The following is a 13,221-nucleotide window of genomic DNA, read 5'->3' as shown; positions in this document are numbered from 1 at the left end:
CCCGGCGGCAATCAATAGCGCCAGCCGAGCGTCGCTCCGTAGGTACGCGGCGGGTTGTAGGTTCCGAAGTTGGCGCCAAGGAAAAGCGTCTGGTGCGTTCGCGTCCGCTCGTTGGTCAGATTCTTGCCCCACAGCGACAAGGTCCAACGATCGCCGATCCCGGCCAGAACGACGCGCGCGTCGACGAAATGCGTCGCCGGCCGGATTTCGGGCCCCTCGTTACTGTTGTCGTCGTAGATCAGGCTTTCATATTGATAGTCGACCGCCACCGTCAGTTCGGTGCTCCCACCGAGCGCTGCAGTGTAGGACGGTGACAGTGTCAGCTTGTGCTTCGGCGTGCGCGAGATGCGGTTGCCCGACCGGTCGATCCCCTCATCGTCGAACTCGTCGAAGCGCGCATCGGTATAAGCGTAGGCGGCCGAGAGATTCAGTCCGCCCGTCAACCGCGCGGTCAACTGCGTCTCAAATCCCTTGATCGTCGCCTTCCCTGCGTTGTTGGTGATGATCGAACCATCGGGCTGCGATTGGCGCGTCTGGAGATTCTTGTAATCGAGCCAATAGAGCGTGTTGTTCCAGATCAGCCGTCCGTCGAAGAAGCGGCTCTTCTGGCCGATTTCATACTGCACCGCGGTTTCCGGATCGAATGCGGTCGCGGCATCGATCGCGCTTGCCGGCGTATCCTGGAACCCACCGCTTTTAAAACCGCGCGACACCATCGCGTAGAGGAGATGGTCGTCGTTCGGCTTGAAATTGAGGCCGCCGCGATAGGTTACGTCGTCCCAGCTCTTCTGCGTGGTGACGTCGAAGAACTCGTCGCCGCGCAGCGGCACCATCCCGCGCATGTTGGTGACCCGGTACGTCTTGTCGTCGCGCGAATAGCGCACGCCGCCGATGATGCTGAATTTGTCGCCGAGCGGGATCGTCGCATCGCCGAAGACCGCAATGCTGTCGAGCCGCGCATCCTGGTCGTAAATGTCGGTGAGCGGGATCGGCGCTACGAACTCGCTGTCGAGATTGAAGATGTCGGACCGGATCGTCTTTTGCCGGTAGCGATAGAAGCCCACGACCCAATCGATCCCCGAGCCGGGCAACGACGACAGCCGCACTTCCTCGCTCGACAATTCCGAACGCTCGTCCTCGCCGCCACTGATGTCGACCAGCGATCGCGTCGGGTTGCTGCCGTCGAAATCATAGCGGGTTCCATAATCGAGATCACGGAAAGAGCCGAGGAACGACAGCGTCGCGAAGCTCAAGTCCCAGGCAATTTCGCCGCGCACCCCGATGGTGTCGCGATCCTGATAGCCTGCGAACGATCCGTAGGTGCGCTTGGGATCGCGGTCGACCGTATAAGCGGCCGACAAGGGGTCATCGGGGTCGACATCGAAGATATATTTGGCGGGGCCGGTCGCGCGGTCGCGGGTTCCGTCGAGCGTGAAATGCACGCGCAAATTGTCGGTGGGTTCGGCGAGAAACTGGAAACGCCCGCTCAGCGTGTCCTGATCGTCGACGCGGCGGTCGATCACCGGATTATAAACATAGCCGCCGTGCGAGCGATAGGCACCACTGACCCGGATCGCCCCGCCCCCGCCGCCGAACGGCAGATTGATGAAGCCCGCGCCGTCGAGCCGGTCGTAATTGCCATAGGTGAATTCGGCCGCCGCATCGAAGCCGCCCAGTTCCGGGCGCTTGGTCACGACGTTGATCGCGCCGCCCACGACGTTGCGCCCGAACAGCGTGCCCTGCGGCCCCTTGAGCACCTCGATCCGCTCGACGTCGAAGGCGTCGAACGCTACCGCCGCAGGGCGCCCGAGATAAATCTCATCGAGAAACACCGCGGCGCTTGGATCCCCGGCTGCGCCCTTGTCCGACGATCCGATGCCGCGAACTGCCAAGCGCGGCTGGCTCGCAGGAAAAGCGTCGAAACTGAGGCCCGGGGTGCGCGTCACGACATCGCTCACCTGCTGGATTCGCGCCTGCTCGATTTCCTCTGCGCCGAATACGGTGACCGTCACCGGCACGTCCTGCAGACTCTGGCTCCGTCGCTGCGCGGTCACGATGATCGCATCGTCGGCCGCTTCGACGCTATCGGGCGCACCTGCCCCCTCTTGCGCCCGCGCTGCATGCGCATTCGAAAGCGCCAGAACGGCGGCGCCGCAAAACAAGATTCCACCTCGCATAGCATCCTCCACTTCGAGCGGCCGTCTGTCGCGGCCCGTCGCCGTTCTAATCGACGATTGAATGCAATATGTCAAATCTGTGGATTCAATATACGGAGGACGCGCGAATGCACGTTCCGGATTCGGACGGAATCAGCGGGAATTAGCGACGCGTGGCGGCGAGGAGCACGCGGTGCTTCACTGCGATAACATGCTGGTGCATCAGCCGTTCGGCTGCCTCCGCATCGTCCGAGCGAATCGCATCGGCGATCGCCTCATGCTCGGCCTGCGACTCGGCGACATGCTCCGGCACGGTGGGCGGAATCTGACGATTGCGCAGCGGGACATAGCGCGACACCGACGGGCACAACCGGCAGACATCGCCGAAAATCGGGTAGATAAGCGTCATCCGCATGGCGCTGCGGATGGAAGGATTCCGCCCGACCCGCACAATCCAGGCATGAATGTCGCGGTTGATCTCATACCAGTGTCGCTCGATTTCGGCCGACCAGTCGCCACGGTCGACGATCTCGCGGCCGGCCGCGATCCGTTCGTCGAGGGTAGCAAGCTCCTCGGGCGACCAGCCATATTCGATCGACATGCCGCAGCCGCGCGCTTCGATCACCGCGCGCATGTCGATAGCACCCAATATATCGCGGAGCGGAATCTCGCGCACCGAGAAGCCGCGATTGACAGAATGCTCGAGCAATCCTTCGGCCAACAGAACCGAAAAGGCGTTGCGCACCGGCGTCCGCGACACGCCGAGGCGGCTTGCGATCGGCTCGGCGGCGAGATGCGTGCCCGGTGGCAGCTCGCCGGTGACGATCAACTCGCGGATCTGCGTGAGCACGGTCGAGGTGAACAGCGTTTCCGGCTCTTCTGGAACGGCGGATGGCTTGGCTTTGCGCTGGGGCATATGCGCTGATTAGCCCCGGCCGGCGCATGGCGCCACCAAAATGTTGCAAATTGAATTCAATCCTTGGTATGATTGATTCGCAAAATTCGAGTTCGTCACCGAAGAGGCTGATCGGCCACCGGTTCAAGACGACGATTGTACCGACAGGAGGGGATCATCATGAAGCCTGACCGGGCTCGCGTCATCGTCACGCAACGCTTCTTCGACGAGGCCGCGATCAGGCTCCTTGAAGGCGCCGGTTGCGAGGTCGTGCAGGCCGATTTGCCGGCCGGTCAGGCCGACGGCAATCTGTCGCACGACCAACTTGTCGCGATGCTGGACGGCGCGGCCGGATGGATCGTCGGCCACGCGCGCGTGACGCGCGAATTGCTGGCCGCCCTGCCCCTGCTGCAAATCGTGTCGCGCCGGGGCGTCGGCTATGAGCGCGTCGATGTCGCGGCAGCAAAGGAGTTCGGAAAAGTGGTGTGCATCGCCGCGGGCGGTAACGACGCCTCGGTCGCCGACCATACGATCGCCTTGATGCTCGCGGTCGGGCACCGCTTCCGTGAGACCCAGGCCAAGATGATCGGCGGGGACTGGTCAATCCTGACCGGAGGGGATCTGTATCGAAAGACCGTAGGCATCGTCGGATTGGGCCGGATCGGGCGCAGCCTCGTCCAGCGCCTCGGCGGGTTCGAGACGCGCATCCTGGTGGCAACGCCGACGCCCGACCCCGATTTTTCCGGACGCACCGGCGTCGAATTTACGGACCTCGACACCTTGTTGCGCGAAAGCGACTATGTATCGCTCCACGCGCCGCTTACGCCCGAGACGCGTTTCCTGATCGATGCCGATGCGCTGGCGCGAATGAAGCCGGGCGCCGTCCTGATCAACGCCGCGCGCGGCGGGCTGGTCGACGACGCGGCGCTGCTCGATGCACTACTGGCCGGCCAGATCGCCGGCGCCGGTCTCGACACCTTCGTCAGCGAAGCCGATCCCGAATATCGCGCGATCAGCCAGCGCCTCATCGAACTTCCCAATGTCATCGCCACGCCGCACGCTGCCGCCTCGACCCGCGAGGGGCTCGAGCGGACCAATATGGTCGCCGCGAAATGCGTCGTCGCGGTCCTCACGGGCAAAGACCCGCCGTCGCAATGCGTGATCGCCGATGGTCGGCGCAGGCTCTGATCCTGCAATGGACGCGCGCGAACTGGTGATCCACTTGTTCGATACCGCCGTTGCGCGCGCCATGCCGGCGGGCTCATTCGATGGCCGCCGCCTGCCCGACCCGCCCCGGGGTCGGACATTGGTGCTCGGTGCGGGAAAAGCCGCCGCCTCGATGGCAAGCGCCTTCGATCAGGCATGGGAAGCACCCCTTTCGGGCATGGTAGTAACGCGATACGGACACGGCGCCCCGTGCGAGCGGATCGAGATCATCGAGGCCGCGCATCCCGTGCCCGACGATGCGGGCCGCGCAGCGACGGCGCGCATGCTCGCCGCGGCCGAGGCAATGGGACCCGACGATCTCGTCGTCTGCCTCGTCTCGGGAGGCGGATCGGCGCTCCTCGCAGCCCCCGCGGGGCCGCTCACTCTCGACGACGAACAGGCTGTAACCCGCGCGCTCCTCCGTTCGGGTGCGCCGATCGGCGCGATCAATGTCGTCCGCAAGCATATTTCGGCGGTGAAGGGCGGACGCCTTGCGCTGACGGCCGCACCGGCACGCGTCGTCACCTATATTATTTCGGACATTCCGGGCGACGATCCGGCGCAAGTAGCGTCGGGACCGACCTTCGCCGACCCGAGCAGCCGCTATGACGCGCTCGCGATCCTCGACCGCTACCGGATCGACGCACCGGCGGTTCGCGCCTGGCTCGAGAATCCGGAAAGCGAGACGCCGAAATCACTGCCCGCCGCGCAGCATTTCGTGATCGCGACCGCGCGCGACGCTCTCGATGCGGCGGCCGAGGCGGCGCGCAACCACGGCTATCATCCCGTCATTCTCGGCGATGCAATCGAGGGCGAAGCACGCGACGTGGCCCGCAATCACGCGGCGATCGCGAAGGCCATCCGCGCCGGGGACGGTATCGCGGCGGCGCCCTGCGTCCTCCTGTCGGGCGGAGAAACCAGCGTCACCGTGCGCGGCGGCGGGCGCGGCGGGCGCAATGCGGAATATCTGCTCGCGCTCGCGCTCGAACTTGGGGGCGCGGCCGGGATAAGCGGGCTCGCCGCAGACACCGACGGGCTCGACGGCAGCGAGGACAATGCGGGGGCTATCATCGGCCCCGATACGCTCACGGCCGCCGCGAAATGCGGCGTCGATGCGACTTCGGCGCTCGCCGCCAATGACGCCTACGGCTTCTTCGCGGGGATCGATGCGTTGCTCGTCACCGGCCCCACCCTGACCAACGTCAATGATTTCCGCGCCATCCTGATCGATCCCATCTGAGAGAGGTTCCCGTGACGAACAAGACTATTCACCGCATCGCCGTGATTGCCGGCGACGGGATCGGCAAGGAAGTCGTTCCCCAGGGGCTGCGGATACTGGAGGCCGTCGAACGTAAATTCGGCTGCGGCTTCGCTTTCGATCATTTCGACTTCGCTTCATGCGACCATTATCTGCAGCACGGCCGGATGATGCCGGACGACTGGAAGCAGCAGATCGGCGGCCATGACGCGATCTACTTCGGCGCCGTCGGCTGGCCCGAAACGGTGCCCGATCATGTATCGCTTTGGGGTTCGCTGATTCAGTTTCGCCGCGAATTCGACCAATATGTCAACCTTCGACCGGTCAAGCTGATGCCCGGCGTCCCCAGCCCGCTTGCCGGTCGCCAGCCGGGCGACATCGACTTCTACGTCGTTCGTGAAAACACCGAAGGCGAATATTCGTCGATTGGCGGCAGGATCTTCCCGGACACTGACCGCGAAATTGTCATGCAGGAAACGGTCATGACGCGGGTAGGCACGGACCGGATCCTGAAATATGCCTTCGACCTCGCGCAACGGCGGGAAAAGAAGCATCTGACTTCGGCGACCAAGTCGAACGGCATTTCGATCACCATGCCCTATTGGGACGAACGGGTCGAAGCGATGGCGGCGCATTATCCCGACGTAGCCTGGGACAAATATCATATCGATATTCTGACCGCGCATTTCGTCCAACATCCCGACTGGTTCGACGTCGTCGTCGCGTCCAATCTGTTCGGCGACATCCTGTCCGACCTCGGCCCCGCCTGCACCGGAACGATCGGGATCGCGCCGGCGGGGAACATCAATCCCGAGCGGCGCTTTCCCTCGCTGTTCGAGCCCGTCCACGGCTCGGCACCAGACATCGCGGGCAAAGGCATCGCCAATCCGGTCGGCCAGATCTGGTCTGCATCGCTGATGCTCGATCATCTTGGCGAACATGAAGCCGCCAGCGCGGTCCTTCGCGCGGTCGAAGAGGTGCTCGCACAGCCGCAATATCGAACGCGCGACCTCGGCGGCGCGGCAAACACTCGCGAGTGCACTGACGCCATAGTCGCTGCGCTTTCATGAGCGTCCGGCATGCCAATACCGCCCTTTCGTTGCGTACCGGTAAGCCGGTCGGCCGGAAAGCGGTTGCCCATGATCCACTTTGAGATCGCCCCCGACCCTCTCGCCTGATCAGCCTTTGCGGAAAGAATATTGATGAACGAAACATTTGCCATGAAGCTGGCCAGCTATGCCTGCGATCTCGACGCGGCGGCGTTGCCCGAACCCGTCTTGGCATGCGTCCGCCGCCGTTTTGTCGACAGCCTCGCCTGCGTTCTGGGCGCCTTTGATACCGCCCCCGTGAAAGCGGCTATTGCTCTGGCGCGGACCGTGCCGGCAGCCTCTTCCAGTGTCTTCGGGACGACGCTGCGCACAACGCCCGACCTTGCCGCCTTCGCGAACGGAACAATGGTGCGGTTCCTCGACTATAATGACGGCTATATGGGCCGCGAGCCCGGCCATCCCAGCGACAATATTTTTGCGTGCCTCGCTTTGGCGGAGGCGGAAGGCGCTCGAGGTCGCGACCTGATGGCCGCGATCGTCGTCGCCTATGAAATCCAGATGCGTCTTCAGGACGCAGCGAACCTCAACAAGCGCGGATGGGATCAGGTCAACTATGTGACCGTCGCGGTCGCGGCGGCCGCGTCGCGCCTTCTGAAACTCGATGTTGCCCGGACTACGCAAGCTATCAACATCGCCCTCAACGGCCATATCGCGATGCGGCAGGTTCGCTCGGGCGAGCTGTCGGACTGGAAGGGCTGCTCGGCCGCAAACGCGGCGCGAAACGCGATCTTTGCCGCTCAACTCGCCGGGCACGGAATGACGGGTCCATCGCCGATATTCGAGGGGAAAATGGGCTTCTTTTCGCAGGTTTCGGGGCCGTTTACGCTGGACACGAATGCGTTCGGCAGTCCCGAGAACGGCGATTATGCGATCCTGCGCTCACTGACAAAAAGCTTCCCCACCAACGGCGAATTGCACACGGCCGTATGGGCGGCCCTCGAATTGCGGCCTCGAATACCTGACCTCGGCGCTATTTCCGCGATTCATATCGAGACGACGGAATTCAACTGCCGCGTTCTCGCGGACGCGGAGAAATTTCATCCCAAGACCCGGGAAACCGCCGATCATAGCTTGCCGTTCAATGTGGCCCGCGCGCTGATCGATGGCGACATCACCATCGAGACCTATTCCGACGCAAAGATTGCTGGCGCCAGGGCTGCGGCGCTGATGTCCATGACAAAGGTCTCCGAAGATCCAGTGCTCACCGCGATGTTCCCGCAGCAGCTGCCCAACCGGGTGACGGTCACGCTTGCTTCCGGCCAGACGATCTCAAGCGAAGTCGTCAGCGGTCCTGGCTCACTTGAAAACCCGATGTCCGACAAGGATTTCGAACAAAAGCTCAGACGTATGGCCGGGCGGCATTTTACGGAAGCCGTACAAGACCGCATTCTGGCGTTTACCGCGCGACTTGAGCACCAGCGCGACTACCGGGAGTTGTTCGAGAATATGGCCTCACGGCGCTGAATCGGCACGGCGCGCCAACGATTGATTACAGCGTTCTGCCGCGCCAGCCAAGCTCCGCGGCCGCCGGACTTTGGCCGGCAGCCGACAATCAGCTTTGGGTTCGAGACGACGCAAAACCGACCTCATCGAAAAGCGATACACGACTCGACGACTTCACCAGCGCCTTGCTAATATCTCGTCGAAGAGACTGCATCTCTCTGGATCGTCAGGCCGCCACGGCCCTGCTGCGAGCCAGCTTGATGTCCCTGACCGGGGGCTGGCCAAACATCCGGCTATATTCGCGATTGAAATGGGAAACACTTTCATATCCCACATCGAACGCCGCGTTGCTGGCGTTCTTCCCTTCCGACAGCATCAGCCTGCGCGCCTCGACAAGCCGCAGATGCTTCTGAAACTGGAGCGGCGAAAGCGACGTGACCGCGCGAAAATGCTGATGGAAAGCCGACGGGCTCATGCCTGCCGCCGCTGCCAGCCGCTCGACCGGAAGCGGCCTTGCATAGTCGGTGCGCAGGATGGCGACAGCGCGGGCCACGCGCTGAACATGGCCATCGGGCCAGCCGAGGTGGCGTATCGCCGCCCCGTGCCTGCCGACGAGCAGCCAGTAATGCATTTCGCGCAAAAGCTGCGCCCCCAGCACCGGGATGGAGGCCGGGCGATCGAGCAGCCGGATCAGCCGCAGAGCGGCGTCCGCCACTTCCGCGTCGGTCGGGTCGACCCTCACGGGTGCATGGTCGTGAACCAGCCCCGGCTTCATCTCGGCGACCAGCTCGGCAACGATGGCGGTGTCGAGCTCGAGCACCAGCGAATAATAGGGCGCGGCGATGCTCGCCCGCGTGATCTGGCTGACGGTCGGCACATCCGCGGCGATCAGCAGCGACTCGCCTGCGGAAAAGGCAAATCCGGACGTGCCCATGGTGACATGCTTGCCGCCCTGCACCACGAGCGCGACCAGCGGGCGCGAAATCGCATAGACGAGATCGCTCGGCGCGGTGGCGCGAATGGTCGACAGGCCAGCGATCGGCGTGGCGGCGACGCCATTCGCATCGGCATTCGCGTCGGCATAGCGGCTCACGGCAGTGAGAAGGTCGTTCATGCCTGCCTGTATAGCGCAGGAGCGCAGCCGCTACCATAGATTTGGAGAATTAGGCAAAGATAAGCGAGGTGCCGGCAACCTCTCGGGGCTCGGCCGCGGCATATCGGTGTGGCCACTCACGGCACAGGAGACCGACCATGACCAAGATCACGCTCATTACCGGTGCTAGCCGGGGCCTCGGCCGCAACACCGCTCTCAGCATCGCCCGCACCGGCGGCGATGTGATCATTACCTACCACAGCCGTTCCAGCGACGCCGACGCCGTCGTTGCGGAGATTCAGGCAATGGGCCGCAAGGCGGTCGCGCTTCAGCTCGACTGCGGGGCCGTCTCGGGCTTTGGCGATTTCGCGGACCGGCTGCAGGCTGCGCTGCGCGACACCTGGCAGCGGAGCAGCTTCGACCATCTCGTCAATAACGCGGGGCATGGCGACTATGCGATGATCGCCGACACTACCGAAGCCCAATTCGACGCGCTGGTAAACGTCCACTTCAAGGGCGTCTTCTTCCTGACCCAGACGCTGCTGCCGCTCCTCGCCGACGGCGGACGCATTGTGAACCTGTCCTCCGGCCTGACTCGGGTTTCCGCTCCCGGCTTCGCAGCCTATTCGGCTGCCAAGGGCGCAGTCGAGGTGCTAAGCGTCTATCTCGCGAAGGAGCTGGGCGCGCGCGGCATCGCGGTAAACACGGTTGCGCCGGGTGCGATCGAAACCGACTTCCTCGGTGGCGCGGTGCGCGACACGCCCGATCTCAATGCCCAGTTCGCCGACATGACCGCGCTGGGCCGTGTCGGAATGCCCGACGATATCGGACCGATGGTTGCCAGCCTGCTTTCGGATGCAAATCGCTGGATCAACGCCCAGCGCATCGAAGTATCGGGCGGCCAGGGTATCTAGATCGCTTCATTCAACCGCGCGTCGGTGGAGCATGCTCCACCGGCGCGCGATCTTTTGTGGTTTTCGGGCGATCAGGATCTAGATACTTTGAGAAAACCGTACCACATGCCAGTCGACCATTGGCCGGTTGCTGGCAGTCTGCTTCTGGGCGCGAATTTGAGAGAGCGGACGTTGCGCGCGCGCCGTCAAGTGGTGGGCGCAGACCATCGGCTCTTGGTCGCACCGATCGACAGCCACCTACGAATGACGCGATGCATGTGCGATCCGTCTTTTGACGATGTACTCGGAAACATGAGCGATGGGCATCGATACCCCGAATATTCCGCGGAATGTTCTTAGACATATAGTTTTCTCGCCACTTTGGGCGTGCATCCCATTGAAATCTTGATACATGCCCGCTCGCAATCGCTTAGGAAGTAAAGCAATTGCGACCTTCCGGGGGACCCAAGAACAGCAATCGAAGGAATACCGAAGCATGAAGAAGTTTTTGACGGTCGCCGCAATCGGCGCGGCGCTGGCATTGAGCGGCTGTGGCAAGAGCGACGATACGGCGGCTACGTCGGCCGGGACGGTGAAGCGCGAAGCCGGCAACTGGAAGACCGACATCAAGCTGGTCAAGTTCGAGATGCCGGGCGTTCCCGATAATGTGAAAAACCAGATGTCGAAGCAAGTCGCGGCCGCCAGCGGCAACGAGCAGTGCCTCACGCAGGAACAGGCCGACAAGGAAGATGTCGCCAGTGCGCTATCGAAGGGCTACGGCGACGCCTGTACCTGGAGCAAGAACGAGATCGGCAGCGGCAAGATCGACGTCGCGGGCACCTGCACACAAGGCGCGCAGAAGGTCGAACTCGCCCTCGCCGGAACTCTCGACACCAAGAAGAGCGACGTTCTCGTTACCTCGAAGGGCAAGTCGCCGATGGGCGGCGGCGACATGGAAATGCAGATGCAGGTCACCAGCACCAATGTCGGTCCCTGCAAGGGCTGAGCTTCCCAGAAAAAAGTTGATGAAGGGGCGCGGTTCAGAACCGCGTCCCTTTTTTTGGCCAGCTGGATTTTCTCACGGCGATGTCTACTTATTGAACTGCCGCATCCCGCCAGAGATAAATGCCGCGGCCATCGAGAAAGTCGGCCGCGAGGCAAGAATATCGAGTGGCTTTCCCGCCGCCCAAACGTCGGGTGGGCATCAAGGCGGGCGTTAACCCGCGCGTGGTGCGACTGGTCGGCCGACCATATCCGACGCAGCGGCGCCGAAACTCAATCGGCAGACCACAGCCGGGCCATCGATAGGGACTGCGATGCGCCATAACCAGATCCCGCCTTCGCGGCGGCACGATCGAGAGACTTTAGCCTGCGCAGAATTTCATTCGCCAGCGGCGAAAAGGACATCGGATGTGCTTGGTCGAGATCGCGGGCGATCCGCTGGATCGTCGCATGGTTCAGCTTGGGTCGTTCGTCCCTGAATGCAAATATGACCCGGTTCATTCCTATTTTGACCGGAAGATCGATAGTGACTCCGAAGCATTCCCGTATGCGCGAAAGAACGGAGGCGTGCTTCCAGTGGTGATCGCATAGGTTGACCACTAAGACGCCGCCTGGATTCAGCCGCGAATGGCAATCGCGGTAAAATTCCGAAGAGCAGAGCTCGGCGGGCTGCCCGTCCTTGTCAAAGCCATCGACGAGCAAGACATCGCAGGTTCCTGCGTCCCGCTTGACGAACGCGGCGCCATCATCACAGACTATCTCGAAGCGATCATCCTCGGGCGGCATGAAGAATTGGTCGCCAACGGCAATGACCTCGGGATCGATCTCGACTGCGGTGATCGAGACATCGGGCAGATATTTGTAGCAATATTTTGCCAGCGATCCTCCGCCAAGTCCGATCATCTCGATCGTCTGCGGAGAGGGATTGAACAGGAGGAACCCCATCATCTGGCGCGTATAGTCGAGCATCAGCCTGTCCGGATCGTCGATGCTCATTATGCTTTGCACAAAGGCCCAATTTGCGAGGAGGCTTCGCATATTGCCCAGTTCGAAGATGAGCGGCGCGTCCAATCCGCTTTGCTCGATCGGATTTGGACCGTCACTGTCGGTGCCATATCGTTCAAAATGACGCTGATCGCGGTCGAAGTCGTCGAGGTGATCGAGAAAATGATCAAGCTCGCTTCTCACCCAATCGTCGCCATGCAGGTCTTGACCCGTCTCGGGTCCGCAGGCCAAGTCGGCCTCGGCTTCGAAGCATTCTGCGGCCCTATCTGTCATCGTCACGATGTTCATTTTGCCGATCGTGCGCCCGTCCGCCGGCAATGGTGACGCCAACGAACAGGACCAGCAGAAAAACGGTGACAAGGATGATCAGGAATGTCGTCATATTTGCCTCCCGTCCGAAACGACCTTCAGCGAAAACAGCGCCTCGCCGCGGTCACGACGTCCCCGCAGGGTCAACGTCCTTGCCGCTTCTCGTCAAACTGCTGAGCCTTGTTGTACATCTCCTGCCACGCCGCCGCCGCCCGGAGGGCCCGGTCCCGGACATTCGGGAGCAACGTCTCACTTGCCTCTGCTTGGCAGGCATTCATGCGAGCCAGGTAGAATTCATGGTTGCGGACAGTCGGCTTCGGGCTGGGTGGAGAGGTCATGTCACAAGCACCATGTTTTTCTGGCCCTGCGGGGCGCCCATCGGACCGGATTGGGCGAAGCCCCGATTGCGATTGGAATGACCGCATTCGACGTTCCCAGCCGGGTGACCCATCAGCGGGCACAATGTACATATACAATATCTTCTTGGCTTGTTAAGATTGATATTTGACGTTTTAAACATCAATCAAGAATGTAAGCGGGCGACATATCAGCCTCAACCAGATATTCGATCTTTCAGCGAGCAACGACGATGACTATGGCAGGTCTATGCCCCGGCGGATGACGATAGCAGGACAGATCGAGCAGCTGATCGAATCTCTAGAAGGCGCGGCGACCTGCGACGATTGCATCACCGACCGGCTCAACCTGTCGGTCCGCAGCCAGGCCAACGCGGTGACGCGCGACCTCGGCGACGACAAGAGGTTCGACCGCGGCAAAGCACCGTGCGGCCTGTGCGGATCGACCAAGACTGTCATCCGCCATCGCATCATGTAAGCCCGCGTAGGAAGGCCG

Annotated in this window: 11 protein-coding genes; 7 read left to right on the top strand and 4 right to left on the bottom strand. The window is 62.2% G+C overall.

Annotated elements, in window-relative coordinates; all coding sequences use genetic code 11:
- Positions 1-11: 11 nt before the first annotated feature.
- Positions 12-2,177, bottom strand: coding sequence for a TonB-dependent receptor (locus VSX79_RS06310; RefSeq protein WP_326914846.1), 2,166 nt, complete (start codon positions 2,175-2,177; stop codon positions 12-14).
- A gap of 142 nt (positions 2,178-2,319) precedes the next feature.
- Positions 2,320-3,072: a GntR family transcriptional regulator gene (locus tag VSX79_RS06305; RefSeq protein ID WP_326914845.1), complete on the bottom strand. Its 753-nt coding sequence runs from the start codon at positions 3,070-3,072 to the stop codon at positions 2,320-2,322.
- 159 nt (positions 3,073-3,231) lie between these two features.
- Between VSX79_RS06305 and VSX79_RS06300 the strand changes: the two genes are divergently transcribed.
- The 4 genes from VSX79_RS06300 (at position 3,232) to VSX79_RS06285 (ending at position 8,088) form a co-directional block, all read left to right on the top strand.
- Positions 3,232-4,239, top strand: a complete 1,008-nt coding sequence (locus VSX79_RS06300; RefSeq protein WP_326914844.1) for a phosphoglycerate dehydrogenase — start codon at positions 3,232-3,234, stop codon at positions 4,237-4,239.
- Between the two features lie 7 nt (positions 4,240-4,246).
- Positions 4,247-5,497: a glycerate kinase type-2 family protein gene (locus VSX79_RS06295; RefSeq protein ID WP_326914843.1), complete on the top strand. Its 1,251-nt coding sequence runs from the start codon at positions 4,247-4,249 to the stop codon at positions 5,495-5,497.
- Between the two features lie 11 nt (positions 5,498-5,508).
- On the top strand, positions 5,509-6,585 hold the full coding sequence (locus VSX79_RS06290) for a tartrate dehydrogenase (RefSeq protein ID WP_326914842.1): 1,077 nt from the start codon (positions 5,509-5,511) through the stop codon (positions 6,583-6,585).
- Between the two features lie 132 nt (positions 6,586-6,717).
- A complete protein-coding gene (locus VSX79_RS06285; protein WP_326914841.1) occupies positions 6,718-8,088 on the top strand; it encodes an MmgE/PrpD family protein in 1,371 nt (456 codons plus the stop codon).
- Between the two features lie 205 nt (positions 8,089-8,293).
- Here VSX79_RS06285 and VSX79_RS06280 read toward each other — a convergent pair whose 3' ends face one another.
- Entirely contained in the window at positions 8,294-9,181 is an 888-nt protein-coding gene (locus VSX79_RS06280; RefSeq protein ID WP_326914840.1) for an AraC family transcriptional regulator, read from the bottom strand.
- Between the two features lie 137 nt (positions 9,182-9,318).
- Here VSX79_RS06280 and VSX79_RS06275 point away from each other — a divergent pair, with 137 nt between their 5' ends.
- Together VSX79_RS06275 and VSX79_RS06270 are read left to right on the top strand one after the other, a co-directional pair.
- Complete coding sequence (locus VSX79_RS06275; protein WP_326914839.1) at positions 9,319-10,074, top strand: SDR family oxidoreductase; 756 nt, start codon at positions 9,319-9,321, stop codon at positions 10,072-10,074.
- Between the two features lie 475 nt (positions 10,075-10,549).
- Complete coding sequence (locus VSX79_RS06270; protein ID WP_326914838.1) at positions 10,550-11,059, top strand: DUF3617 domain-containing protein; 510 nt, start codon at positions 10,550-10,552, stop codon at positions 11,057-11,059.
- A gap of 269 nt (positions 11,060-11,328) precedes the next feature.
- Here the strand turns inward: VSX79_RS06270 and VSX79_RS06265 are convergent, their stop codons facing one another.
- Positions 11,329-12,348 (bottom strand): fused MFS/spermidine synthase, encoded by a 1,020-nt coding sequence (locus VSX79_RS06265; protein WP_326914837.1) that lies wholly within the window; start codon positions 12,346-12,348, stop codon positions 11,329-11,331.
- A 639-nt stretch (positions 12,349-12,987) separates the two neighbouring features.
- Here VSX79_RS06265 and VSX79_RS06260 point away from each other — a divergent pair.
- Positions 12,988-13,203: a hypothetical protein gene (locus VSX79_RS06260; RefSeq protein ID WP_326914836.1), complete on the top strand. Its 216-nt coding sequence runs from the start codon at positions 12,988-12,990 to the stop codon at positions 13,201-13,203.
- The last annotated feature ends 18 nt before the right edge of the window (positions 13,204-13,221 follow it).

It is taken from the genome of Sphingopyxis chilensis, assembly GCF_035930445.1.
Lineage (GTDB): Bacteria > Pseudomonadota > Alphaproteobacteria > Sphingomonadales > Sphingomonadaceae > Sphingopyxis > Sphingopyxis chilensis.
Note: the sequence above shows the minus strand (reverse complement) of the source record. Positions and strands in the feature narration are given on the sequence as shown.

What these genes read in the sequence shown, in the direction of transcription:
- VSX79_RS06310 (WP_326914846.1), bottom strand. Translation starts at nt 2,177, where the DNA reads ATGCGAGGTGGAATCTTGTTTTGCGGCGCCGCCGTTCTGGCGCTTTCG.
- VSX79_RS06305 (WP_326914845.1), bottom strand. Translation starts at nt 3,072, where the DNA reads ATGCCCCAGCGCAAAGCCAAGCCATCCGCCGTTCCAGAAGAGCCGGAA.
- VSX79_RS06300 (WP_326914844.1), top strand. Translation starts at nt 3,232, where the DNA reads ATGAAGCCTGACCGGGCTCGCGTCATCGTCACGCAACGCTTCTTCGAC.
- VSX79_RS06295 (WP_326914843.1), top strand. Translation starts at nt 4,247, where the DNA reads ATGGACGCGCGCGAACTGGTGATCCACTTGTTCGATACCGCCGTTGCG.
- VSX79_RS06285 (WP_326914841.1), top strand. Translation starts at nt 6,718, where the DNA reads ATGAACGAAACATTTGCCATGAAGCTGGCCAGCTATGCCTGCGATCTC.
- VSX79_RS06280 (WP_326914840.1), bottom strand. Translation starts at nt 9,181, where the DNA reads ATGAACGACCTTCTCACTGCCGTGAGCCGCTATGCCGACGCGAATGCC.
- VSX79_RS06275 (WP_326914839.1), top strand. Translation starts at nt 9,319, where the DNA reads ATGACCAAGATCACGCTCATTACCGGTGCTAGCCGGGGCCTCGGCCGC.
- VSX79_RS06270 (WP_326914838.1), top strand. Translation starts at nt 10,550, where the DNA reads ATGAAGAAGTTTTTGACGGTCGCCGCAATCGGCGCGGCGCTGGCATTG.
- VSX79_RS06265 (WP_326914837.1), bottom strand. Translation starts at nt 12,348, where the DNA reads ATGAACATCGTGACGATGACAGATAGGGCCGCAGAATGCTTCGAAGCC.
- VSX79_RS06260 (WP_326914836.1), top strand. Translation starts at nt 12,988, where the DNA reads ATGACGATAGCAGGACAGATCGAGCAGCTGATCGAATCTCTAGAAGGC.